This window comes from Pseudomonas sp. KB_15, from assembly GCF_052114525.1.
In the GTDB taxonomy this organism is placed as follows: domain Bacteria; phylum Pseudomonadota; class Gammaproteobacteria; order Pseudomonadales; family Pseudomonadaceae; genus Aquipseudomonas.
Genome location: NZ_JBFREX010000005.1, coordinates 1 through 25,087 on the forward strand (window position 1 = coordinate 1; position 25,087 = coordinate 25,087).

General features: G+C 59.4%; 21 protein-coding genes and 3 pseudogenes. 10 read left to right on the forward strand and 14 right to left on the reverse strand.

Annotation, left to right across the window (positions count from 1 at the left end):
- Positions 1-289: 289 nt before the first annotated feature.
- Both AB4Z35_RS08175 and ptrR read right to left on the reverse strand, forming a co-directional pair.
- The gene (locus tag AB4Z35_RS08175; protein WP_442096612.1) at positions 290-2,494 is read right to left on the reverse strand and encodes an OsmC domain/YcaO domain-containing protein; all 2,205 of its coding nucleotides are present in this window, start codon (positions 2,492-2,494) and stop codon (positions 290-292) included.
- Between the two features lie 77 nt (positions 2,495-2,571).
- The gene (gene ptrR / locus AB4Z35_RS08180; RefSeq protein ID WP_442096613.1) at positions 2,572-3,450 is read right to left on the reverse strand and encodes a putrescine utilization regulator PtrR; all 879 of its coding nucleotides are present in this window, start codon (positions 3,448-3,450) and stop codon (positions 2,572-2,574) included.
- A gap of 100 nt (positions 3,451-3,550) precedes the next feature.
- On the opposite strand from ptrR, the gene AB4Z35_RS08185 reads away from it, so the two are divergent.
- The 8 genes from AB4Z35_RS08185 (at position 3,551) to AB4Z35_RS08220 (ending at position 11,403) form a co-directional block, all read left to right on the forward strand.
- The gene (locus AB4Z35_RS08185; protein WP_442096614.1) at positions 3,551-4,942 is read left to right on the forward strand and encodes an aldehyde dehydrogenase family protein; all 1,392 of its coding nucleotides are present in this window, start codon (positions 3,551-3,553) and stop codon (positions 4,940-4,942) included.
- Between the two features lie 318 nt (positions 4,943-5,260).
- On the forward strand, positions 5,261-6,037 hold the full coding sequence (locus AB4Z35_RS08190) for an ABC transporter substrate-binding protein (protein WP_442096615.1): 777 nt from the start codon (positions 5,261-5,263) through the stop codon (positions 6,035-6,037).
- 92 nt (positions 6,038-6,129) lie between these two features.
- On the forward strand, positions 6,130-6,819 hold the full coding sequence (locus AB4Z35_RS08195; protein ID WP_442096616.1) for an ABC transporter permease: 690 nt from the start codon (positions 6,130-6,132) through the stop codon (positions 6,817-6,819).
- 14 nt (positions 6,820-6,833) lie between these two features.
- Positions 6,834-7,532, forward strand: coding sequence for an ABC transporter permease (locus AB4Z35_RS08200; protein WP_442096617.1), 699 nt, complete (start codon positions 6,834-6,836; stop codon positions 7,530-7,532).
- 8 nt (positions 7,533-7,540) lie between these two features.
- Positions 7,541-8,653: a succinylglutamate desuccinylase/aspartoacylase family protein gene (locus tag AB4Z35_RS08205; protein ID WP_442096618.1), complete on the forward strand. Its 1,113-nt coding sequence runs from the start codon at positions 7,541-7,543 to the stop codon at positions 8,651-8,653.
- Positions 8,654-8,671: 18 nt separating this feature from the next.
- The gene (locus AB4Z35_RS08210; protein ID WP_008003768.1) at positions 8,672-9,436 is read left to right on the forward strand and encodes an ABC transporter ATP-binding protein; all 765 of its coding nucleotides are present in this window, start codon (positions 8,672-8,674) and stop codon (positions 9,434-9,436) included.
- Positions 9,437-9,687: 251 nt separating this feature from the next.
- Positions 9,688-10,596 carry a MurR/RpiR family transcriptional regulator gene (locus AB4Z35_RS08215; RefSeq protein WP_442096619.1) on the forward strand — a complete coding sequence of 303 codons (909 nt, stop codon included), beginning with the start codon at positions 9,688-9,690 and terminating at the stop codon, positions 10,594-10,596.
- Between the two features lie 636 nt (positions 10,597-11,232).
- Positions 11,233-11,403 carry a hypothetical protein gene (locus tag AB4Z35_RS08220; protein WP_442096620.1) on the forward strand — a complete coding sequence of 57 codons (171 nt, stop codon included), beginning with the start codon at positions 11,233-11,235 and terminating at the stop codon, positions 11,401-11,403.
- Positions 11,404-11,486: 83 nt separating this feature from the next.
- Here AB4Z35_RS08220 and AB4Z35_RS08225 read toward each other — a convergent pair whose 3' ends face one another.
- Positions 11,487-11,630: a hypothetical protein gene (locus tag AB4Z35_RS08225; RefSeq protein ID WP_008003762.1), complete on the reverse strand. Its 144-nt coding sequence runs from the start codon at positions 11,628-11,630 to the stop codon at positions 11,487-11,489.
- 64 nt (positions 11,631-11,694) lie between these two features.
- Positions 11,695-11,841, reverse strand: a pseudogene (locus AB4Z35_RS08230) (excalibur calcium-binding domain-containing protein); the annotation flags it as partial.
- A 29-nt stretch (positions 11,842-11,870) separates the two neighbouring features.
- Here AB4Z35_RS08230 and AB4Z35_RS08235 point away from each other — a divergent pair.
- Positions 11,871-12,288, forward strand: a pseudogene (locus tag AB4Z35_RS08235) (tyrosine-type recombinase/integrase); the annotation flags it as partial.
- A gap of 466 nt (positions 12,289-12,754) precedes the next feature.
- Here AB4Z35_RS08235 and AB4Z35_RS08240 read toward each other — a convergent pair.
- Complete coding sequence (locus AB4Z35_RS08240) at positions 12,755-13,066, reverse strand: hypothetical protein (protein ID WP_442096621.1); 312 nt, start codon at positions 13,064-13,066, stop codon at positions 12,755-12,757.
- A 212-nt stretch (positions 13,067-13,278) separates the two neighbouring features.
- Between AB4Z35_RS08240 and AB4Z35_RS08245 the strand changes: the two are divergent.
- Positions 13,279-14,005: pseudogene (locus AB4Z35_RS08245) on the forward strand (tyrosine-type recombinase/integrase); the annotation flags it as partial.
- Positions 14,006-14,298: 293 nt separating this feature from the next.
- Here the strand turns inward: AB4Z35_RS08245 and AB4Z35_RS08250 are convergent.
- The 9 genes from AB4Z35_RS08250 to AB4Z35_RS08290 form a co-directional block, all read right to left on the reverse strand.
- Positions 14,299-15,636: an acetylornithine deacetylase gene (locus AB4Z35_RS08250; RefSeq protein WP_442096622.1), complete on the reverse strand. Its 1,338-nt coding sequence runs from the start codon at positions 15,634-15,636 to the stop codon at positions 14,299-14,301.
- A 10-nt stretch (positions 15,637-15,646) separates the two neighbouring features.
- A complete protein-coding gene (locus tag AB4Z35_RS08255) occupies positions 15,647-16,672 on the reverse strand; it encodes an FAD-binding oxidoreductase (protein WP_442096623.1) in 1,026 nt (341 codons plus the stop codon).
- Between the two features lie 196 nt (positions 16,673-16,868).
- Positions 16,869-18,272, reverse strand: a complete 1,404-nt coding sequence (locus tag AB4Z35_RS08260; protein WP_442096624.1) for an amidase — start codon at positions 18,270-18,272, stop codon at positions 16,869-16,871.
- Positions 18,269-19,132 (reverse strand): alpha/beta fold hydrolase, encoded by an 864-nt coding sequence (locus AB4Z35_RS08265; RefSeq protein WP_442096625.1) that lies wholly within the window; start codon positions 19,130-19,132, stop codon positions 18,269-18,271. The genes AB4Z35_RS08260 and AB4Z35_RS08265 overlap by 4 nt, the downstream gene beginning before the upstream one ends.
- A gap of 55 nt (positions 19,133-19,187) precedes the next feature.
- Positions 19,188-20,525 carry a Rieske 2Fe-2S domain-containing protein gene (locus AB4Z35_RS08270; protein ID WP_442096626.1) on the reverse strand — a complete coding sequence of 446 codons (1,338 nt, stop codon included), beginning with the start codon at positions 20,523-20,525 and terminating at the stop codon, positions 19,188-19,190.
- Between the two features lie 170 nt (positions 20,526-20,695).
- On the reverse strand, positions 20,696-21,697 hold the full coding sequence (locus AB4Z35_RS08275; protein WP_442096627.1) for an AraC family transcriptional regulator: 1,002 nt from the start codon (positions 21,695-21,697) through the stop codon (positions 20,696-20,698).
- 254 nt (positions 21,698-21,951) lie between these two features.
- A complete protein-coding gene (locus AB4Z35_RS08280) occupies positions 21,952-22,503 on the reverse strand; it encodes a cupin domain-containing protein (protein ID WP_007994906.1) in 552 nt (183 codons plus the stop codon).
- Positions 22,504-22,565: 62 nt separating this feature from the next.
- Complete coding sequence (locus AB4Z35_RS08285) at positions 22,566-23,672, reverse strand: alcohol dehydrogenase catalytic domain-containing protein (RefSeq protein WP_442096628.1); 1,107 nt, start codon at positions 23,670-23,672, stop codon at positions 22,566-22,568.
- 128 nt (positions 23,673-23,800) lie between these two features.
- Positions 23,801-25,069, reverse strand: a complete 1,269-nt coding sequence (locus tag AB4Z35_RS08290; protein WP_442096629.1) for a DUF1329 domain-containing protein — start codon at positions 25,067-25,069, stop codon at positions 23,801-23,803.
- Positions 25,070-25,087: the final 18 nt, after the last annotated feature.

Consider the following 25,087-nt stretch of genomic DNA (forward strand, 5'->3'; position numbering starts at 1 on the left):
GCTGCGAAGCAGTCGTAAAATCAGTCATTGCGGTACGTCAGGCAGGCCGCGTCAGCTGGACTCACGACTGCTTCGCAGCCGAACGCAGCCTCGCGGGCTCGGCAGCTGCTACAGATCGCATTACCGCTTGACTGACTGGCATTAGCCCAAACGCCCGTCTATATAGAAGGGCCTCCTCATAGGCAGCAACAGCCCATGACAGAGCCAAAAAACGAGACCACCGCGTACAGGCGATTAGCCTGCCTCCAAAAAACAAAAAAGCACCCAAGGTGCTTTTTTGTTATCGCTATCAGCTGTACAAGGCCGCCACCCTCGCCCGCGCCATGTGCAGCTTTTTGTAGCTGTCGATCAGACGAAGGTGCCTGTCGAGCCCTTCCAGTTTCATGCTCGTCGGCGTCAGGCCATAGAAACGTACACTGCCATCCACGGACCCTATCGCCGCATCCATCCGTTCGTTACCGAACATCCGGCGGAAGTTGACCTCGTAGTCGCTCAGTTCCAGATCATCGTCCAGCTGCATTTCCAGCACGACGTTCACGGCTTGATAAAACAAACCGCGCTCGACGGTGTTGTCGTTGTATTGCAAGAAGGCTTCCACCAGATCCTTCGCCTGGTCAAACTTCTGCAAAGCGAGATAAATCAGCAGCCGCAGCTCCAGGATCGTCAACTTGCCCCAAGGCGTGTTGTCGTCGAACTCGATGCCGATCAAGGTGGTGATGTCGGTGTAATCATCCAGCTCGCTGTTTTCCAATCCCTTGGCCAGCGTTCTCAGGCCGACTTTGCTCAGACTGTGCAGGTTGAGGATGTCGGCGCGGAACTGCAGCGCTTTGTTGGTGTTATCCCAGATCAAATCTTCTACCGGATAAATTTCCGAGTAATCCGGCACCAGAATGCGGCAGGCCTTGGCGCCGATGTGCTCATAGACCGCCATGTACACTTCTTTGCCCATGTCTTCGAGAATGCCGAACAAGGTCGCGGCCTCTTCGACATTCGAGTTTTCGCCTTGACCGGAGAAATCCCACTCAACGAATTCGAAATCCGGCTTGGCACTGAAGAAGCGCCACGAGACCACACCGCTGGAATCGATAAAGTGCTCGACGAAGTTGTTCGGCTCAGTCACCGCCTGACCTTCGAAGGTCGGCTGAGGCAGATCGTTCAGGCCTTCGAAGCTGCGGCCTTGCAGCAGTTCCGTCAGGCTGCGCTCCAGCGCCACTTCCAGGCTTGGGTGCGCGCCGAACGAGGCAAACACGCCACCTGTACGCGGGTTCATCAAGGTGACGCACATCACCGGGAACTCCCCGCCCAGCGATGCATCCTTGACCAGCACCGGGAAGCCCTGCTCTTCCAGGCCCTGGATACCCGCCAGGATGCCCGGGTATTTCGCCAGTACTTCCTGCGGCACATCCGGCAGTGCCATTTCGCCTTCGAGGATTTCGCGTTTGACCGCACGCTCGAAGATCTCGGACAGGCACTGCACCTGCGCTTCGGCCAGCGTGTTGCCAGCGCTCATGCCATTGCTCAGGAACAGGTTTTCGATCAGGTTGGACGGGAAGTACACCACCTCATTGTCCGACTGACGCACAAATGGCAGTGAACAAATGCCCCGCTGGGTGTTGCCGGAGTTGGTGTCGTACAGATGCGAACCACGCAACTCGCCATCCCGGTCGTAAATCTTCAGGCAGTACTCGTCGAGGATTTCGGTCGGCAGTTCGTCCTTCGGGCCAGGCTTGCACCAGCGCTCGTCCGGGTAATGCACAAACGCCGCATTGGCGATGTCTTCACCCCAGAACTGATCGTTGTAGAAGAAGTTGCAGTTGAGCCGCTCGATAAACTCGCCCAGTGCCGATGCCAGCGCACCTTCTTTGGTCGCGCCTTTGCCGTTGGTAAAACACATTGGCGAGTGCGCATCGCGGATGTGCAGCGACCACACATTGGGAACGATATTGCGCCACGAAGCGATTTCAATCTTCATGCCCAGGTCGGCCAGGATGCCCGACATGTTGGCGATGGTTTGCTCCAGCGGCAGGTCCTTGCCCACAATGTAGGTGCCCGCTTCGCTGGTCGAGTGCGGCATCAGCAACGCCTGGGCATCGGCGTCGAGGTTTTCGACCTCTTCAATCACAAACTCAGGCCCGGTTTGCACCACCTTCTTTACCGTGCAACGGTCAATGGAGCGCAAGATCCCCTGACGGTCCTTGGCGGAGATGTCCGCAGGCAACTCGACCTGAATCTTGAAAATCTGGTTGTAGCGGTTTTCCGGGTCAACGATGTTGTTTTGCGACAGGCGGATATTTTCGGTGGGGATATTGCGAGTTTCGCAATACAACTTCACGAAGTACGCCGCACACAACGCCGACGAAGCCAGGAAATAATCGAACGGCCCCGGTGCCGAGCCATCGCCCTTGTAGCGAATGGGTTGATCGGCAATCACCGTGAAGTCGTCGAACTTGGCCTCAAGTCGAAGGTTGTCGAGAAAGTTGACCTTGATTTCCATGCGCGATTACCAGAATAACGAGCTAAACGATTTGGCCGCCATTATCCTGTTTTTCAGCACAGACCGTTAACTTTCCACTATTTATCGATCAACACGACACCGCGCTCCTCGAGCAAGCGCACAAACATCGTGAGGCTCTGCGACACCGTCCCCCTGCGCCACACCAGCCAGGTGCGTAAATAGCGGAAAGACTCCGACAACGGCCAGACGCTGACCGTCGTGCATCCCGGCATGCTTTCGAGCATGCTGCGGGGCATCAGCGCCAGGCCGGCACCGGCGCTGACGCAGGCCAGCATGCCGTGATAGGACTCCATTTCGAAAATCTTGCCGGGTACCGCCGCGCCATTGGCGAACCAGCTTTCGAAATGATGGCGATAGGAGCAGTTGGAGCGGAAGGCATAGATGTTTTCACCATTCACATCCTTCGCCCGATGAATCGGGTCATGATTGAGGGGTGCGATCAAGACCATTTCCTCTTCGAATGCCGGCACACCCTCCAGTGCCGGATGCAACACCGGACCATCGACAAATGCCGCGGCCAGCCGCCCCGACAGCACCCCATCGATCATCGTCCCGGAAGGGCCGGTGGACAGGTCCAGTTCGACCTTGGCGTGTTTCTGGTTATAGGCGGCCAATAGCTCTGGAATACGTACCGCTGCCGTACTTTCCAGCGAACCCAGGGCGAAGGCTCCTTGCGGTTCTTCACCCGCTACTGTGGCCCGCGCTTCCTGGACCAGGTCGAGAATTCGTCGAGCGTAATCCAGGAAACTCCATCCGGCCGGCGACAAGCGCAGGCGACTCTTCTCGCGGATAAACAGATCCACACCCAGGTCCAGCTCAAGCTGCTTGATTCTGGTCGTCAGATTCGATGGCACCCGGTGGATATGCTGGGCGGCCAAGCTGATGCTGCCGTGCTCGGCGACAGCCTTGAAAATTTCGAGCTGAACCAGATCCAAGTCATTCTCCAAACGTGAACATTATGCTCAGTATTATTCAGTTTCCAGAAAACGTATACCCCCATAACCTGAGCACATTCCTACCTCGCAGGACGGTGCCATGACCAACGTTTCCAGCCTTACCCATGCCATTTCGATCAACCCGACCACGGGCGAGCAGATCGGCCATTACCCTTTCGAATCCGATTCGGCACTGCAGGCCGCGCTGACGCGGGCCGCTACCGGGTTTCGCGCCTGGCGCAGCGAACCGGTTGAACTACGCGCGCAGCTTTTGATCAACCTCGGCCAGGCCTTGCGCAACAATGCCGAGGCCATGGCGAACATGATCACCCTGGAAATGGGCAAGCCGATTGCCCAGGCCCGCGGTGAAATTGAAAAATGTGCACAGCTCTGCGAGTGGTACGCCGAACACGGCCCCGCCATGCTGAGCTCGGAGCCAACCCTGGTTGAAGGCGGCAAGGCACGCATTGAATATCGCCCCCTCGGCCCGATTCTCGCCGTCATGCCGTGGAACTTCCCCATCTGGCAAGTCCTGCGCGGCGCGGTCCCCACGTTGCTCGCAGGCAATACCTACGTGCTCAAGCACGCACCAAACGTCATGGGCAGCGCCTACCTGCTGCTGGAAGCCTTCCGGCAAGCGGACTTTCCTGAAGGTGTTTTCGAGGTTATCAATGTCACACCGGAGGGTGTATCCAGGGCGATCGCCGATCCACGTATCGCGGCTGTCACCCTCACCGGTAGCGTGCGTGCCGGCATGGCCATCGGCGCTCAGGCCGGCGCAGCACTGAAGAAGTGCGTATTGGAATTGGGCGGCTCCGACCCATTTATTGTGCTCGACGACGCCGACCTCGATGAGGCAGTGAAAGCCGCCGTGATCGGGCGTTATCAAAACACCGGACAAGTCTGCGCCGCCGCCAAACGCCTGATTGTCGAGCAAGGCATTGCCCGGGAATTTACCCGCAAGTTCGTCGAGGCCACCCAACGACTGGTCGTCGGCGATCCACTCGCCACCACCACTTACATCGGCCCGATGGCGCGCTTCGATCTGCGCGACGAACTGGACCAACAGGTGCGCGACACACTGGAAGAAGGCGCGACGTTGTTGATGGGTGGAAAGAAGGTCGAAGGCACCGGCAACTACTACGAACCCACTGTACTCGGCGATGTGACCGATCAGATGACGTCATTCAAACAGGAATTGTTTGGTCCTGTGGCTTCGATCATCACAGCCAGAGACGCAGCCCATGCGCTGGAGTTGGCCAATGACAGTGAATTCGGTCTCACCGCCACCCTCTACACGCGCAATGTCGAACTCGCCCGGCAGATGGCCGGCGAACTTGAAACCGGCGGCGTGTTCATCAACGGCTATAGCGCCAGCGATCCGCGTGTCAGCTTTGGAGGTGTGAAGAAGAGTGGCTTTGGCCGGGAGCTCTCGCATTTCGGGGTGCGCGAGTTCTGTAATGCACAAACGGTTTGGCTGGATCGACGCTAAGGACAGCGCAGTACTCCGGACTGGACCAGAATCCAGTGTGAGCTTATCCCGACAGCGCAAAAACCTTGGTACTGGAATAAAAAACGGGCGCCTTTTCGGCGCCCGTTTTTTTTGTTCAAAGGTTCGGTGGCATCGGGGGTAACCGTCCACCAGTACCCTGCGTGCCGCCTCGCTTTGATATGATTTTTTTCACACATATTGATTTGTGAAATTTATTGTGTCATTTATACCCTCGTGAATTATCGGGACAGTCCACATTGCCAGACCGGACGGCAGCCCTCCCTACCACCCAAACGCCCCATCCAAGGAGTCAACAATATGTACAAGACAGAACTTCTAGGTGCTCTGGCACTGTGCGTCGCAAGCTTCCTGGCACACGCCGACGACGACAGCCTGCGTATCGGTATCGAAGCGGCCTACCCACCCTTCTCCTTCAAGACGCCAGAGGGCAACGTCAGTGGTTTCGATTACGACATTGGCAACGCGCTGTGCGAAGAGATGAAGGTCAAATGCGAGTGGGTCATCCAGGAGTTCGACGGCATGATCCCGTCGCTGAAAGTGCGCAAGATCGATGCTGTGCTGTCGTCGATGTCGATCACTGAAGACCGAATGAAGTCGGTCGATTTCAGCAAAAAGTACTACCACACGCCGGGCAAGTTCGCGATGAAGGCCGGCAACGTGATCAACGACCCGCTGGTCGATCTCAAAGGCAAGAAACTCGGCGTGCAACGCTCCTCGACCTATGACCGTTTCGCCACCGAGCAGCTTGAGAAAGCCGGGGTCGAGGTGGTGCGCTACGGATCACAAAATGAAGCCTTCCTTGACCTGGCAGCGGGTCGCCTGGACGCCACGCTCGCCGACATCGTCAACACCGATGAGAGCTTTATCAAAACACCGGCCGGTAAAGGTTTCGCGCTGGCTGGGCCGGACATCAACGACCCGAAATATTTCGGCAGAGGCGCCGGGATCGCGGTGCGTAAAGGCGACAGTGCGAACGTTGCACGCCTGAGTGCAGCGATTGACGCCATCCGCGCCAATGGCAAGTACCAGCAAGTGATGGCCAAGTACTTCGCGTTCGATATCTACGGCGAATAAACGCTGACCCGCAACCCTGGCGCCGGCTCCCCGCAGGCGCCGCTTTGGACTTGTCTCGCGCGCCTCCCGGCGCTCGTTTGAGGAACTTCATCATGCTTCACGGCTACGGATCGAGCATTCTCGATGGCGCCTGGCTGACCATTAACCTGGCCCTGACCTCCATGACCATGGCGATTGCCTTGGGCCTGATCGGCGCCGCCTTTCGTTTGTCGCCGTTTAAATGGCTGGCGGTGCTGGGCGAAGGTTATACAACCCTGATTCGCGGTATTCCCGATCTGGTGCTGATTCTGCTGATCTTCTACGGCGGGCAGGATCTGGTGAACCGCATTGCGCTCTCATTCGGCTACACCCGCTACATCGATATCAATCCCTTTATCGCCGGCGTCTGCACCATGGGCTTCATTTTCGGCGCCTATCTCTCGGAAACCTTTCGGGGTGCCTTTATGGCAATCCCTAAAGGTCAAGCCGAGGCTGGCGCGGCCTATGGCATGGGTAGCACGCAAGTGTTCTGGCGGATTCTGGTGCCGCAGATGATTCGTTTCGCCATTCCCGGGTTCACCAACAACTGGTTGGTGCTGACCAAATCCACCGCGTTGATCTCGGTGATCGGCTTGCAGGACATGATGTTCAAAGCCAAGAACGCCGCGGACGCCACCCATGAGCCATTTACGTTTTTCCTCGCGGTAGCGGCGCTTTATCTGATGCTGACCAGCCTGTCTTTGCTGGTCCTGCGCTATCTGGAAAAACACTACTCGGTCGGCATCAAAGCCGCCGAACTGTGATTGGGAGCAACCCCATGATTCTCGACTACAACCTGATCTGGGAGAACCTGCCGCTGTATTTCAACGGTGCATGGGTGACCCTGAAGGTGCTGCTGATTTCCCTGGCCGCTGGCCTGGTGCTGGCGATTCCATTGGCGCTGATGCGAGTGTCCCGGTCACCGCTGATCAACGCCCCGGCCTGGCTCTACACCTACGTGATTCGCGGCACGCCGATGCTGGTGCAATTGTTCCTGATCTATTACGGCCTCGCGCAGTTCGAAGCGGTACGTACAAGCGCGCTCTGGCCTTACCTGTCCAGTGCAACCTTTTGTGCCTGCCTGGCCTTTGCGATCAATACCAGTGCCTATAGCGCGGAACTCCTGGCCGGCAGTTTGAAAGCCACGCCTCACGGTGAGATCGAAGCGGCCCGGGCCATGGGCATGTCGCGCCTGACCCTGTACCGCCGCATTCTCCTGCCGTCGGCCTTGCGCCGGGCGCTGCCGCAGTACAGCAACGAAGTGCTGATGATGCTGCAGACCACCAGCCTGGCGTCCATCGTCACGCTGGTGGATATCACCGGAGCCGCGCGAACCGTCAGTTCGCGCTTCTATCTGCCATTCGAGGCGTTCATCACTGCCGGCCTGATCTACCTGGCCCTGACCTTCATCCTGGTTCGCCTGTTCAAGCTGGCCGAGCGCCGCTGGCTGGCCTATCTGGCACCGCGCAAGCACTAAGGAGCTTTATGAAGCACATTCAATACCTTTTGCCGTGGAGTGCCTCGGGCACAGAACGAAAGTTGTCGCTGTTTCGTTTTGGCAGCGGGCCGCGCAAGGCATACATCCAGGCCTCCCTGCATGCCGACGAGCTGCCGGGGATGCGCGTCGCGGTCGAACTCAAGCGCCGTCTGCAAGAACTGGAAGAGCAAGGTCGCCTGAGCGGAGTGATCGAGCTGGTGCCGATGGCCAATCCGATTGGTATCGCCCAGATGTTCCAGGCCACCCACCAGGGTCGTTTCGAGTTCTCCAGCGGGAAGAATTTCAATCGCGACTTCCCGGAGCTCGCCGAGGCAGTAGCGCAGCAACTGGAAGGTCGACTGGGCGACGATGCCGACGCCAACATCGCACTGATCCGTCGCGCCATGAGCGATGCCCTCACCAACATGCCGGAACCGACATCGGAACTCGATGGCTTGCGGCGCCTGTTGATGCAGCATGCTTGTGATGCCGATGTGGTGCTGGATCTGCACTGCGACTTCGAGTCGATCATGCTGCTGTATGCCATGCCGCAAAACTGGTCACGCTTGCGCTCATTGGCCGCCCGCCTCGGCGCTGGCGTGGCCCTGCTGGCCGAGGCTGCAGGAGGCAACGCCTTCGATGAAGCCTGCGCAATCCCCTGGCTGCACCTGGCCAAGCACTTTCCTCAAGCCAATATTCCGTTGGCGTGCGTGGCCACCACGATTGAATTGCGCGGCATGGCTGACACCGGGCGCGAGCAATGCGTCGACAGTGCGCAGGCCATTCTCGGCTATCTCGCCGAGCAAGGCCTGATCAACGGAGACTGGCCTGCCGCGCCACCGAGCCGCTGTGAAGCGACACCGTTCGCCGGCGCGCAGTATGCCTATGCGCCGCACCCGGGGGTGGTGAGTTATCTGCAACCGTTGGGTGCCCATGTCAAGGTCGGCGATCCACTGTTCGAAGTGATTGATCCGTTGACCGATCACCACAGCGTGGTGCACGCCAGCACCGACGGCATCCTGTATGCCCGCGAACGCCTGCGCTTCGCCCAGCCCGGATTGTGGTTGGCCAAAGTGGCCGGCAGTACCCCTATTCGCCAAGGCCGCTTGCTCAGCGACTGATTCCAGAGAGTTGAAACCATGTACAAACTTGAAATTCAGGATCTTCACAAAAGCTACGGCGCCCACGAAGTGCTCAAGGGCGTGTCCCTGGAAGCGAAAGCCGGTGACGTCATCAGTATTATCGGCTCCAGTGGTTCTGGTAAAAGCACCTTCCTGCGTTGCATCAACCTGCTGGAGCAACCCAACGCCGGCAATATCGTCCTCAATGGCGAGCAGCTCAAGCTGGTGACCAATAAACTCGGCGGGCTCAAGGCTGCCGAACCCAAGCAGCTGCAGCGCATGCGTTCGCGGCTATCGATGGTGTTTCAGCACTTCAACCTCTGGTCGCACATGAGTGCCCTTGAAAACGTCATGGAAGCTCCGGTGCATGTGCTGGGCATGAACAAGAAAGAAGCCCGGGAAAAAGCGGAGCACTACCTGAACAAAGTCGGCGTGGCGCACCGCATGGACGCCTGGCCGGCTCATATGTCCGGTGGTGAGCAACAGCGTGTGGCAATTGCCCGTGCACTGGCCATGGAACCTGAAGTGATGCTGTTCGATGAACCGACTTCGGCACTCGACCCCGAGCTGGTCGGCGAAGTACTTAAAGTCATGCAGGATCTCGCACTCGAAGGACGCACCATGGTGGTCGTGACCCACGAAATGGGCTTTGCCCGCGAGGTATCCAATCAACTGGTGTTTCTGCACAAGGGGCTGGTCGAAGAGCGCGGCAGTCCGCGTGAAGTGCTGGTCAATCCACAGTCCGAGCGTCTCCAGCAATTTCTGGCCGGAAGTCTGAAATAACCTGAGCCGCAACACAGTCCGTAGCAGCTGGCGAAGCCTGCGTTCGGCTGCGCAGCAGTCGTGAAATCAGCCAATGCGATGCGTCAGATATACCGTGCGCTCAGGTTTTACGGCTGCTGCACAGCCGAACGCAGGCTTCGCCAGCTGCTACAAGGTATGCGTTGTGGCTGAAATTGCTTAACCGACCGGCCCGCGGCTTCGGATACACTCCAGCCAGCCCTCTCTAACCCTCAGGAATTGTTGAGCCGGACATGCCGACCCCCACGAAAAACACCACGGTCTATGCCGCGCCGGTGATGCGCAAACTGGCGGAAATCGTTTCTGAGTTACCGCCTTCACTGCGCAAGGTGGCGGATTTTATCCTGCGTCATCCGCTAAAGGCCGCGACGCTGACTATCGAAGAAATGGCTCATGAAACATCCACCTCGCCAGCCGCGGTGAATCGTTTGGCCAAGGCTCTGAACCTGGGGGGCTACACCGGCATGAAAGCCGAGCTGGTCGCGACGTTGCAGCAGATGGTGTCGCCGGTCGACAAACTGCGCAACGAACTGGCGCATCGTCCCGGTGGCGCATTTGGCCTGCATGAGCAAATCCAGAGCGCCAGCAGCAACCTCGCCTCGGCTGCGACCAATAACCATGCAGACACCTTCGAAGCGTTCGTCACTCGCCTGATCAAAGCGCGCAAAATCTACATCCTGGGCTTTGGCAACAGTGTCTATTTCGCTGGTCTCGCCGCCTCGACCCTGATGCCCTTCTGTGCGGACGCCACCGCGATCAGCATGGAGGGCGGAAACGAAAACGCCGCTTACCGTCTGGCCGCAATCACCGACCAGGATGTATTGCTGGCGATCTCCCTGCCGCGCTATTCCCTCGACACCCTGCAACTCGCACGTTTTGCCAATGAACGCGGCGCCTCGGTGCTGGCAATCACCGACTCACCTGCATCACCTCTCACCAGCATTGCCGAACACGTGCTATTTGCCCCCGCCGACCATCCAGTATTGACCAGTTCCAACATCGCCGTGCTCGCATTGATCGAAGGATTGGTGGCGGGTGTGATGGCTCGCAATAAAGAAGCCGTCAAGCTGGCGACCGAACTGACCGAAAGCGTGATGTCTTACCTGCATATTCCTTCCAGCAGTAAATCGCTGAAAAAGTGATATCTCCTGGGGATGGACTTGAATGACTCCAAGCCACGCTATCAAGTCCTATCTACAGGCTGACGGCATTAATAGCGCTGGACTGGCCGTGCTGGAGTCGAATCCTCTCCGAGAATTAGCCAACAGGGGCCGCGTATTTCCATTCCTGCTCGCCGGTCAACTCACAACTTGTCGGCGCTGATTGAAAACAGGGCTCCAGGAGCTTCCCTTGCTGCTCTCGCTGACACCGGACACCATGACCCAGTAGCTGGAAACCACTCGCTGGCTCTCCTACTTACTAATACCGGTGATACTCCTGACCTCCGCGGTCACCACCGTAGTAGCGCCCATGGTCACCTCCGTGACCATCATGATGCCGATAATACGGCCAGCAGCCACCGAGCAGAAGGGTTGCTGACACCACCAGAATTAATGCAGTTGTGCGTTTCATCAGATCTTCTCCAGACAAACAATGCCTGTCGCTGTATCCGTTTGATTGCGCACAATTTCAGATAGTTCAAACAGCCCTCTCGACACCCGAATCAAACATCCGACACCCCCCGCATGCACTCCCCTGCGCGCCCAACGGCAACCAGCGGAATGGATGAGTGCAGCCGAGTTTTGCTGGATCAACCCCCCGCCAATCTGGAGGCGACCATGACCTGTGAAGTGATCATCGAGGACTACGTCCTCCAGTGCGACATCTCAAGTGTCGTTTCAGTCAAGGGTGAACTGACGCTGATTGGCCCGGTGATGGTCACCGCAGCGCACGCGATGGGCTGGTCGAGGCCGATCACAGCCAGAGCAACAACACCAACTGGAACCTGACCGAAAAGCCCAGTGAGGTGCGCCATGATCTTCGCCCCGCTCTACATGCTCGGGCTCATCTACAAGGGACCACGTCGATGAAGTCAGGCCCGCTTGTTTCCCTTTGCCCAACCCGCAATCATCAGTACCAACCCAGGAATCCAAAGGCCGGGCGCGGTGAAAGCAACGCCGCAGATCGCCAGCGGCAGCCCGGTTAAAAACAACGGGTTTCGAAACGCCTTTTCCATAGCAACATCTCCATTAAGAATTCCTCTCATTAAACCATATAGCCTGCCAGTGAACGGCGAATAGTCACCGGCACCCCTGCGTCTCACAAGGTATCCCGTCGTGGTCTCCGTCCATTTCCATTCCGGGACAATTTTGCAGAAAGTTTTTGGCCTCTGTGCACAAGGTCATCTGCGAGCAATATTTGCGCCCATCGCATTTGACTGGAGCCGTTCATAGGCGACATGCCGCTGACCCACATTGAGCGACTGGTCGTGCTCAACAACGTGGCGAAGTCGATCATCGACCTGCAGCGAGGCCTGAGTAAGAAATGAGTTTTTCCTTGCAAGGACACCGCGATGCACCGGATGAACGACTCAGCCTGGAAGAAGGCGCGGGTGAGAGCGGCGAAACTCTGGCAGGAGGAAAACCTTCGCCCCGCTCACCCAGGTTATGCATCCATAAGGATTCATGATCCTCAAACACACGCTTGGCCGTCGGCTACGCGCAGCAAGCGTCACCGAGGAAGACCGCAAGGCACTTCCGGGCCACAAGAATGGCAGCATCACCAGTCACTACTCGGGCGCCGAGCTCAAGCATTTGATTGAAGCTGCGAACATGGTATCAGCAACCGATTCGCGTGGACCGGTGCTGACAATCTTGAAGAGAAAGCAGGCGTGAAAAATCGAGGAGTCGCGCAAAAGTCACGCACATGAAAAAGGCCAATGCTGTGAACATTGGCCTGAGTCATTGAATAATATGGTCGGGACGTAGTGATTCGAACACTCGACCCCAGGCACCCCATGCAAGCGGAGACCGCTGGAACCCGCCAAACACAAGGCTTCGCGCTTGGCGCTCGCTGCAACGATGCCCAACAGTGCGCAACCGTGTTTTACAAAGTCACTCGAAAAGTCACTGAGCCCTATCGGCCCTCCTCCCCGGCGTCCTGCCGAACGAACAACCTGACTCCCAATACGGCGCCTAATCCTTGGGCGCCGGCAGCAGGTTATTTTTGCAGGAGCCGAGCTGATCGCGATCCCCCTCGCCACATATGATGTGCTCTCCGCGCCACTGATACAGACCTTTGAAACTCCCAATTGCAACAGACCGAGTCAGTTAACGCCCTGCGACATCAACAAGGGGGCTGTTACCGGGTGGTGCCGGTGGTGCCGGTCGTGCCAGTAGTTCCGCTGGTACCTGAAGTGCCGCCGGTGCCCGGGGTGGCGTCGTTGCCACCACTACCGCCGCCGCTGGAGATGGCGACACCAGCAGCGATAACACCGGCGCTGATTGCCAGGCCAGTGCCAACCGTTACGCCACCGACGAGTGGAGTCGACAGCGTCAGGCTTGAGGTAGCGCTGGGCACTGCGGCGCTTGCTGCAGGGGCGGTCTCAGCAGCCATCAGAGGCAGGCTGATGGAGGTCGCGAGGACTAAGGCCAGGAGCTGTTTCACGATCATGCTCCTTTGAAAGGATAATCCCTGAGGGCGGTTAGGGATTAAGGGTATTGCAGTAAGTATAGTGTGTTGGAAGCAGGCGGAGCTAAAGCCCCTGACCTCATAAATGGACCCGGCGCCACAGGGAAAAATCTAGCGGCGCCCGCAGCAATTGGCCTCCAAAAAGCAAGCAATGTCTGCCTGCACCTAATCCCTGGGCGCCGGTCGCTTAGACCATTGCACTGCAGCGGGTGATCAGGGTTTTGAACCTGTGTGCACGCAAGTGGCGTGACGAGGAACGCCGGCCATTGCTCGACGTTGTACCGATGATCTCTCTACTGGACGAGAAAACGAACAGCCGAAAACCCTACCCGTTTTCGTGGGAAGAGCAGTCGATCCTGTTCGCGGAGCTTCCGGCGCACCTTCAGACCATGACCATGTTCAAGGTCAACACGGGGTGCCGGGAGCAGGAAGTTTGCAAGCTTCAGTGGAATTGGGAGATTGCGGTACCGGAATTTGGGGACGAGTGTGTTCCTGATCCCAGCTGGGTTCGGGAGAAGAAGTGCCCGGTCTGGGGTGAAGAACCGAGACGAGCGTCTGGTCGTGATGAATGACGTGGCCAAGTCAGTGATCGAGAAGCAGCGCGGCAAGCATCCGCTCTACGTGTTCCCGTTTGGCAAGCCAGATCGCGAGGGAAATGAAACGACCGTTCACCGCATGAATGACTCAGCCTGGAAGAAGGCACGGATCAGGGCGGCGAAGAAGTGGCAGGAGAAGTTCTTGCGGCCGGCATATGACGGCTTTGCCAGAATCCGCATTCACGACTTGAAGCACACCTTTGGGAGAAGGCTGCGTGCGGCAGGCGTGACAGAGGAAGATCGGAAAGCGCTGCTCGGCCACAAGAACGGAAGCATCACCAGTCACTACTCGGCGGCAGAACTGGATCAGCTGATTGCGGCGGCATGGTCAGATCCTCGGAATCGACCAGTGCCAGTTAAAAACTGTTACCTATGTGCTTGAACTGTTTTGTTACCTATGTGGGTGAGTCATACCCCCCATCTCCTTTTGCATACTTCTTGAAAGACTCCAAAATTTCACCCTGGATTCTTCGAATCCAGTATTTACTTGAGCTCCAGCGGTGTTCTGCTCTACGAGTGTCCAGGAACACCCATCAAGAGCCGACGTTTTTGTGGGGGGAAAAGTAGGGGGAACCCATTTCATGGCCAAAATTACCATCAAAGAACTCGAGTCGCTGACTACAGGCCCAACTCGCTACGAGGCCGGGTCAGGGTATCGATCAGTGCGTACATGATTTTCTTGGCGCACGGCAGCAGATCCGGGATGTAGGTCGCGCCCATGCCCCCAAGCCCCTCGGCGACCGGCAGCGGTGCACCTTCGGCCGGCCATGGCCAGCCGATGCGCGCAGTGGGGATGCCGAGACGACGCAGCGCGGCACCGTCGGTCTGCCCACCGAGCAGGTCGGCCTCGCCATGGGGACGCCGCTCGATATGCTCCCAGCCACGCCGGGCGGACTGCACGATCCAGTTCTGTGCATCGGTGCTACCGCCGGCCACCGAGCCGTACATCTCCCAGTCGAGGACCAGTTCCGGGCGTCGCGCCTGCAGATCGCGGACGAACTCGGCAAACTGCGTCTTGACCTCGGCGGGGCTGGTGCGCGGGTTGATCCGCACGTCGAAGAAGATCTCGGTAACCGCCGATGGAAAGGCCGGGCGTTCCGGATTGCCACCGCGCACCCCGGCGATCCAGCCGTGCGGCTTGATCTGCCCGGACGTGTTGCGCTCGGCATACTCAATGATCCACTGCTCGAGGTCCTGGATCACCGTCGCCGCCGGCACTACCGAGCTACGGAAACCCGGCGTGCCGCGCGGGACACCGGCATAGCCGAGGGTTCCGTACACACGCAGCTTGAACCAGCCCATGCCTGGTTCCTCGTGATAGACCCAGTTCCACGGCTTCATCACGATCGCGAAGTCAGGCGCTCCGCCACGGTTGATCAGGTGTGTCACACCGTTGGACATACCGGCATGTTGGCGGGCGGAAATGTCCACCGGCATGCCGCCATCGGCCAGGCCGACCAGCAGGTCGCCTACCAGCGGTATTTCGGCCTCGATCAGTGCAGTGGCCACCTCGGTGAGGGTCGCGATCATGCCCTTGGGATTGGAAGCGCCAAGGCCGAAAACCCAGTCGTCGATCTGCTGCGCCGATGGCTGCATGTCCGCTTCGTCGGCGGGACCGGTGAGGATCTTCTCGGCTTCGTCCAGCTCCAGGTGGGTATCGATCGGTGAATACAAGAGAACGCTGGCGCCGCCGCCGCTGCCGCGCAGTTCGGCCAACACATTGCCACTGGTGAAACTCATTGGCTGGTAACGTGCGGCCATGCCAATGTTTTCGAGGTAGCCCTTCATGTGCTCGCTGGCTGCACGGGCCGCACCGGTAGGGCTATGGATGTTGGTGATGGTGTACAACAGGTTCTGCAGGCGTTTGGGGTCGATCCTGGCGCAGGCCTGTTCATACCACTTCATTTGCTCGGTGGAGAAGTTGACGGCCGCAGTGGATTGCATGGTGGATTGCATGGCGGGTTCCTTAGTGGCTGGCGACAAACTGTTCGGCGAAGATGTTCGCGGGATTGGCGCCCAGCTCGATCAGCCGCGTTGTAGCGGCATCGATCATCGGCTGCGGGCCGCAGAGATAGGCGACCGTGTCGGCACTCACATCGCCCTCGCGCAGCGCGCTGACCGGGCTGCCCTGGTGCAGGCCGTCACGCGGCTCGCGATCGACACAGATCCGCGCCTCAAGGCTTGGCAGCCATTGCTGGCGCAGTTCAATGTCCTCGAGACAGAACAGCGCGTCCGGGACCGCGCAACCGAAGCTGAGCAGCATCGGCGGCTTGCGTCCGCTACCTTGGCGCAAGGCATCGATCATCGACAGAATCGGCGCCAGGCCGGTGCCACCGGCGACGAAAATATGTGGCGCGCGACGTTTCTCCTCGCGCAGAAAAAACGCGCCATAAGGGCCGCTCAGCGTCAGCACGTCCTCATTCGTAGCCTTCTCTTCCAGATAGCTGGACATGGCGCCGCCCGGTAACAGGCGGACCAGGAACTCCAGCGTCGGCAGCTGCGCTGCAGTGCTCGAGGGTGAGTAACTGCGCACCACGCCATAACCGGGCACTTCAATCTGCATGAACTGGCCGGGTCGGAATTCCAGCCAGTCGCCATCGGCCAACTCCAGGGTCAGGCGCATCACATTGCTGGCAATACGCTCGACAGCGTTGACGAAGACGTGCACTTGCTGCGCCGTGCTGGAGCCGACTTCGCTGCTGTAAGCGACATCGAAAGTGCAGTCGGACTGCGCTTGGCAGAGGCACAGCAGGCGCTGTCCGGCGCTGTACTCGCTGGCCAGCAGCGTCGAGCTGGCGCCCGGGCGGGTGCACGCATCGCCGCTTGCGAGTTGGGCGATACAACTTGAACAGCTGCCGGAACGGCATTGATAGAGCAATGGAATTTCCGCTGCGAGCGCGGCATCAAGAATGTTGGTTTGCTCGGCGACGCTAAAGCTACGGCTGACGCCATCGGAGAAATTGACAGTGACTTGGTGCTGTTTATCGTTCATGAGAGTTCGGCTCCCTGGCAGGCATCGGGCTACGGCCGTAAGCGGCCGGATTATTGACATGGGCCGATCATAGAAAGCCTTGGTGGGTGTCGGCGCTCCCTTGGGCTACAGGCTTATCCCGACAGCGCAAAATCCTGCTGGCACAACGCATGCAAAAAAAACCCGTGCCAAATGGCACGGGCAAACCAAGGAGTCATCAGAGACCGGCAGGACGCCGTCGGTGCCAGTCGGTAACCTTTTGCACAGCCATACCTGCGCGACACAACACGGCCTCACCGCCCCGGCCGGCAATGAACTGGCAACCGATCGGCAGGCCATCGTCGGTGAAGCCGCAAGGCAGGCTGATACAGGGGTGACCGCTGACGTTGAACGGTGCCGTGAACTGGATCAGCCGGCGATTGGCCTCCGGGTCCAGAGCCAGGCTGGCCAGCTGTTCGTGGGTCGGCGCAGCGTAGGGCTGTACCGGGGCGAGCAGCAGGTCGACGTCGTTCAGCACGTAGTCCAACTCACCGCTGAAACGCTGCGCGTCGAGCAGTACGCGTTGGTAGTCCATGCCACTGAGCGCTCGCCCACCGTCAATCAGTCGGCTCAGTGCCGGACCGTATTGCGCTGCACGTTGCGGGTAAGTGGCGGCGTGTGCAACGGCAGTCTGCACGCCGCAGTGAGCCTCCCAGTTGCCGCTCACCGCACGGGTGTCCGGCATACACACGCGCTGCAGCGTGCCACCGCCATCACGGACAATCGCCATGATCCGTTCCAGTGCTTGCTGAATCACCGGGTCGACACCATCACTCAACCAGGCCTCGTCAATGCCGACGCGCAGGCCGCGGAACGAATCCTCGATGCCGGGCACCTCCAGGCAAACGCTGGGCAACGAAGTGGGGTCCTTGGGATCGTGGCCGGCGATGGTCGATAGCAGGAACAAGGCATCGCGTGCGCTGCGGGTGATGGGACCGATGTGGTCAAGGCTCGCGGCCAGCTCGAAGCAACCATGACGGCTGACCCGACCCCAGGTCGGCTTGAGCCCTGTGAGGCCATTGGCTGCGCAAGGGAAACGGATGGAGCCACCGGTGTCGCTGCCAATTGAGGCATAACACAGACCCGCGGCAGTGGCCACTGCGCTTCCACTGGAAGAAGCGCCGGCCCAATGGCCCGGATGCCAGGGATTGATCGGCGTGGGCAGGTCCGGGTGATGGATGGCGAAAGCACCCTCCGTCATCTGCAGCTTTCCAAGCAGCACACTCCCCGCCTCGCGCAAGCGGGTGACGACGGTGGCATCTTCCTGCGGGATGAATGCCTGGTGAATCGGCATGCCCGCTGCCGTGGGCACGCCGGCCGTGTGCAGCAAGTCCTTTACCGCCAGCGGGATGCCATGCAGCGGGCTACGGCATTCGCCACGCGACAGTTCGCGTTCCGCCTCGCGTGCCTGGTCGAGCGCCCGCTGCGCAGTGACCGTGGCAAAGGCGTGCAACGTCCCGTCAAGCCGTTCGATTCGCGCTAACTGCGCCTCGGTGACTTCTACCGGAGAGAGCTTGCCGGTGCGAATCAGCAGTGACAGTTCGTGCAGCTCAAGATAGTGCAGATCGCTACTGCCGATCATCGGTAGCCTCCAAGGAAATTCAATGCCAACGCGTTGAATTCTGCTGGCTGTTCGCTCTGCAGGTGGTGGGCAGCGTTGCCCATCACATGCAGGCGAGCATCGGCAAACTGGTTGACCATCAGCATCGGTACATCGATGCCACCAAACCAGTCATGCAGCCCCCAGAGGATCAAGGTCGGTGCCTGCACTCGAGCAAACAGCGGCATCAGGTCTTCCGGTTCACCGAAGGCGCCGGGCTGCTCGAACAGCGCACGCAAACCCGGGTTGCAACTCGCTTCATAGCGCAGGCGCAGGTTCTCCTCGTCGATTGCAGCGTCGTCGTGCAGCTCGTAGCGCTGGATCAGCGTGCGCATCTTGTCCTGACTCGGCCCGCCATTGGCGAAGAAGTAATCGCTCATCAGCATCGCAGCATGCTTGCTGGATAGCGCCAGCGGTTGCATCACACCGCGTGCTACCGGCTGCGAGCCGATCAGGACCAGGCGTGCGACCCGCTCTGGATGATCGGCCGCCAGGCGGATCGCCACGCAGCCACCGAACGACTGATTGACCAGGTGCGCCTGAGTGATGCCCAAGGCATCCATGAATCCCAGCAGCTTGCGCGCATGCCAGCTGAATACCGGGCCGTCGACTGCCACCATGTCCGAGCCACCGAACTGCGCAAAGTCGAGAAAGTAACAAGTGTGACGCATCGCGAATGGCGTGGCGCTGAGGCGGAAATTGCTCCAGGCAGTACTGCCCGGGCCTCCGCCATGGGTAAAGATCACCGGCAGGCTGTCGTCCGGTCCATCGACCAGACGGTAGTGCAAACGCACGCCGTCGACGGTGACCCAGCGGCTGGTGGAAGCGAATTCATTGTCCATCGAAAATACCCTCGCCTGAGGCTGTCCGGCAGCAGGCACCGGACAGCTGAGCACATCACTCTTCGGCAATCTGCCGGACCTTGTAGCCCGGACGGTGACCGTCGGCGGTTTCCTTGAAGATCAGGCTGGTGTCCTTCACGGCGCCCTTCACACCACGTCCCGGTTTGGCGATACCGCGGTTCCAGCGCGAAGCCAGCTTGCGCCAGGTGATCGGTGAAATGTCGGTGGCCACCAGTTGCTCGTCATCCCAGCCCGTACCGTCGGCATAGAAGTTCTGCATCGCCTCGCGGGCATAGATGTCGCAGTCGTTGAAGCCGTGCAGGCACAACGGCTTGTACACATGGTCAAAGCGGTGCTGGTGCTTCTGGCGCTCTTCAGGGGTGTCGCATACGCGCACGATGATTTCCCAGTACTCATGGGTATCATCGGTGATCGGCACATACCATTCGTATTGGGTCATGTGCTCGCCGGGCCAGTTTTCCACCATCAAGACACCGGGCAGCACCACCGAAGTGCGGTATGGGCGACCATTGAGCCCTTCCACTTTCAGGCCCAGTTCCTGGTTTTCCAGCACCGGCGCCCACTTGTCGGTGAACAGCCATTGCATCATGCCTTTCGGACCGTTCTCCTCCTCGATCACTTCAATGCAGTCATCGCTGGTCGGCAGCAGGCCGAGCGGAAGCACCCAGTCCATGGCGTGGACGATGGTGTTGTCTTTGTGCACAAGGATGTGAGCGTTGTCGAAGCCGTTTTCGCAGGCGATCCGCCAGTTGCCGAAACCGGTGCGGTGCATGCCGAGCGCCACCGCATTGTCATCGAGTACGCCCGGAGAAGCCGGCCACATCGGATGCGGGAACTGCTCGCTGCGCTCCGGGAAACGGAACGGCAGGTCGTCGGCCAGCGGTGGTACATCCTCATCGGGGAAGCTGTCCTCGTGGACGAAGACGAAGATCATGCCGTTGACCTCGTGCACCGGGTAGGTGGTGATACCGGTAGTGCCGATCAGCTTGTCGTCCGGGTTGGCGACGATGGTCACCAGCTTGCCGCTTTCGAGGTCGAAGGTGAATCCGTGATACCAGCAAGAGATGGTGCTCTTGCTAAAGCAGGTCGGTTTCTCCGACAGGCGCACACCACGGTGCAGACACTGGTCCTTGAGGGCATAAACCTGACCATTGACCCGGCGCAAAACGATCGGGATGCCGCAGATCTGGATGCCCTCGACCTGGTCTTCAGCCAGCTCGTTGCTGAACAGCCCTGGATACCAGTGGTTGACGAAGCCCCAGGCAGCATCCTTGTACGGCTGGTACTGGCTCTGGGTCTTGGCGTTGTTGGCGCGGGCATCGCTGATGCCGGTTTTAACCACGCGACGGCGAATGATGGGTTGCTCGGACATGTGGGGACTCCCAAAAGGCTGACAGGACATTGGCGTCGCACTACGGCACGCTTGACGGTCATCCTAGGAAGTAGAGACGCAGCTGACGCTCCCGAGACTGTGCGGCTTATCCCGCCAGCGCAGAAAATGCGCAGAGAGGTCAGAGGGGCGGACATCCCTGTCCATTGAAATCAGCGGGACAGCGTCTCCGACGGGCTCTCGCCGAAGCGACGCTTGTAGTCGGTGGTGAAATGGCCGAGATGACTGAAACCCCAGCGGAAAGCCACAGTGGTCACTGTGACGGAACCAGGACTCTGGCGCTGCAGCTCCTCGTGGACATGGCGTAGGCGCACCTCTTTGAGGTAGAGCATCGGCGAGGTGTTGCGGTAACGGCGAAAGCCGGTGAACAGAGAGCGGCTGCTGACCCCGACATGCTCGGCCATCTCGACGATCGAAATCGGCTCATGGGCGTGATCTTCGATGAAGCGTTCCACGCGCTTGACGAACGATGGGGTGACAGAGGTTCGCGGGTCACTGCACAGCTCAACGCTGTAGGTGTGCGGCTGGCACGTCAGCAGCGTGTCGACCAGGATATTTTCGAACTGTGCGGTGAGCAGCGCAGGCATGTCCTCATCGACCGACAGACTGTCGTAGAGCCAGCCGACCATGCGCATCCAGCGCCGACCCTCGGCGGTGTCCAGCGGCATCGACGGTTGAAACTCGATGGTGTTGCGTAACGTGCGGCCCAGGTGCTGCTGACAATGCCGTTCAAGCAAACTGCGCTCGACGCGAATGATCAGCTTCTCGGTACCGGGACAATGATGAATCTTGAACGGTGCATGGGTATTGAGAATCGACCCGAGCTGCGGTGTGGAATGCACCCGTTGATTGCCGTACTCAATCATTTCCTGACCACGGATGGGCATCTGAATAAGCGCGAAAGAATCGAGGACGCCTGGCTCGATGGTGATATCACCACCGTAGCTCATGCGACCGATACCGATGCCCCCCAATCGGCGATAGTAGATGCTGGTATTGACCGCCCCCTTGCTACTCATACTGCGCAGGCGATTCGCGCAGAAAATGCGCTCCCCCCATTGAGTGGCTTCTTCTATGTCCTGAGTGCGACATACTTCGAATCGGGACAGGACTGTTTCGGGCGGCGTTGTTGCCGCAAAAACCAGATTTTCCATTGCTTTTACCCTCCGCCCAATGCTGTGGGCAGACAACTTTGCTACTGCAAGACAAACACGCTTAATTGTTTTTTTCGGCTAATCTCGGGCGTGCAATGTGGTGTACTCCTGCTGGATCGCTGCGCATTTTCGCAAGGCCAGTTCGACGTTATGAAAAGGCAAGAAGCATGCCCTGAAAGCCAAGCGCCCCGCTGTTTCTGACAAACGCCACAAAAGCGTCCGAAACCCCGTGTTTTACGGTGTTTTACGCCCTTTCAGACCGGGTTTGGCGACCGTGTAGCTCCCACCAGAACGAACAGCAGGCGAGCCGGAGTGTTACCGGGGTTACGCCACGCATGACGAGTACCCATTTGCACCACGATATCGCCCTGGCGCAACCGGTTAGTGCACCCGTTATCGAGCTCCAGGTCGACTTCACCTTCGAGCACTACGCCGTAGTCGATGGTGTCGGTGCAATGGAAACCCGGATGGTCCGCTTCGAAGCGTTCACCGAGTCCTGGTAGTCGGGCACAGAGCTCCAGCCCGGCAGCTACTGGATCGAAGTCGGCGATGCCGATGAGATTGTCTGGTGCAAAGGTGACCAGCAGCGCGCTGGTACCGCCCGGCCCCGGCACTACCGATACCACCTGCGGCGTCGGGTCGACGGGCCAATCGACGATGCGCGCCTGCGGTTCGGTCTGCCATATCAGTGCGGCAGAAAATCCGGGGGAATGGGTGAAGGATTCGGCGCCGGCGAGCGGGCCGTTGCTGATGATGACTGAACTGCCGGAACTGTCTCGGCCAGTCACGATGCGCATTGTTGTCATTGTCTGAATGCTTCCGAGTAAGTGTGAGGCCCACGCCGGTCTTCGCGGCGCGGGCAGGATATTCAAGCGTGAACAATATGGAAGTTGGTGAAGCCGTTGGCCTGGGTCTGGATATCCTCGAGTGCTTCGTTGAGCTGTTCGAGCGGATAGCGGCGCTCCTCCAGTAACGACAGGTCGACACTGCCGGCTTCGATCATGCGGGCCATCTCGTCACCCTCGGCGGTGGTGAACCACAGCGAGCCGATGTACTGCAACTGAGCGCACATGAACGGGTGCGGATCAATCGGAACAGGACCCGCGACGCCGCCGATCTGGATGATCCGGCCACCCCGTGCGACGGCTTGCATGGCATTCACCGACAGCGTCGCCGGCGCCTTGGCGCCCAAGGTATCGAGCATCACATCGACGCCCCCGGGAACCAGCTCACGCACGTGTTCCTGGATGTCGTTGGCACCGATGCATACCGTGACGATGCGCTCAGGCGACAATTGCTTGAGCCTGGCCAGAGCCTCCTCGTCACGCGCCGCGACCACGATGCGTGCCGCGCCGAACGCCAGTGCGAGCAGTGTCGCACCGACCCCGAGCGTACCGGAGGCGCCGAGAATCAGGATGCTCTGCCCCGGCCGCAGTGCTGACTTGCGGATCGCCGAATAGGCCGTGCCCAGGTAGCCCAAGCGAGTCGCCTGGGCGAAGCTCAGCTTCTGCGGCAGACGCACCAGACTGGTCGACGGCGCAGTCATGTACTGGCTATAGCCGGCGTGGGGATAGCGCTTGAAAATCGCCTGCGAGCCGGGGCCGAAACCGAAATAGCCCAGGAAGGTATAAGCGTCGCAGCGCGGTGCCTCACCCTGCCGGCAATAACGACACTCGCCGCAGCCGACGCCAGGATTGACGTAGACGCGGTCTCCGGGCTTGAACGCCGAGACCTTCGCGCCTACCGCGCTAACGGTTCCGGCACTGTCGAGACCGAAGACCGCCGGCAGCGTTGGCAGCGGCAGAAACGGGTACCACTCGGGGAAATGGGTGGTGACGTTCTTCAGATTGGGGATCACCCCGCTGGCCTCGACTTTGACCAGCACGTCGTGGTCACCGGGTATCGGCAGGGGGACTTCATCAAAAGTGAATCGACCGCCGATCTCGTGCAGGCGCGCGGCTTTCATCATCGACATGGTTAGACTCCTCTGGTCGTGACACCCCGCATGGGGGGCATCCGACCGTTTGATCTGTGTGGGTTGGAGTGGGTGTGGAGCAATTCAGACGAGTGCCCGACCGCACGACGGCCGGGCGCGCAGGCGGACTAGCGCCCCGCCTTTTGCAGGGCCTGCAGGGAGAAGTCATTGGACTTGGCGTCGAAGTTGGTCTTCCAGGTCTTCGTGTCGATCAATGACAGCGTGGCGTGATTGCGCTGGAAGTCGATCACGGCGCTGCCGGTGGTGCGCATGTCGCCGTCGGCCGCGTTGTAGGCGGTGTGCCACTCCATGAACTTCCAGAACTCGCCCTTGCGGTTGTAGGCTTCGGCGAAATGGACGCGTGGGTATCTGGTTTCCATGTACAGCACTTTCTTGCTGTACGGGTGGGTCGACGGCGTGATGGCCTCGACCACATAAACCTCACGCGGCTCGTACAGGTCGTTGTTCATGTTCCAGTACGGTGGCTGGTTCTCCAGCACCGCATATTTTTCCTGGGCAGACGTGCCCTGGGTGTTCCACAAGTCGACCTTGCCATTCGCGGCCGCCAACACCCAGCGCTTGCCCAGCAGTTTGTATTGCGAATACCAGCAAGGCCGGGCGTTGAAGCCCTCCAGGTCATCCTGCAATTGGTCGGAAGCGCCGACCGGATCCATCCAGGCCCCGCCGGACAGGCGACGTACCCGGCGTACCGCGGGGATGTAGGCCCACACGTCGTTGACCTTCGCGTCGTCGTACATGACGGTGTAAGTACCGAGCCCTTTCATATCGGACGGCGACTTGAAGTACAGCAACTGCCGACCGCGCTCGCTACCATCGCCTTCCACTGAACTCCCCCCGGTCAGACGACCTTTCATGGTGTACCGGGAAAACTCGGCGACCGGCTCGGCATGAATGCCGCGCCCGCCGTCGATCAGCAGCTGGGTGAAGTTCTGCACCTGGGACACGTCACCGATGAGTTGGCCGAGGTGGAAGTTCCAGACAATTTTTTCTGCCGCCTGAGGGTCCTTCTCATCAATGTTCGGGAAGGGAGCGCCGGCACCCCAGCCATCGATCCGGCAGGCTTCCTTGTTGATCGAGGTCTTGCCGGCGTTGGCCGCTGTCGCCGCGACCCAGCGAGGATCGAGCGCAACGTTCTTCGACTTGGCCAGCGGCAATTTCCAGCCGCTGTTGCGGATGCGCCACTCCATCTTCTCGGTGAGCAGACTGGAAATGGTGTGCCCTTCAAATGTGTCGTTCTTGATCTGGTCGAGGTTGGCAGCGGAAATCACCGTGCCGACTGGCAGCTCGGCAGCGCCGGCGAGGCACGACAGGCTGCTGGCAACGGCGATGAGGCTCAGGGCCAGGGACTGGCGCAGGATAAAACGGGATACGGTCATGACAAAATCTCCGGCGTG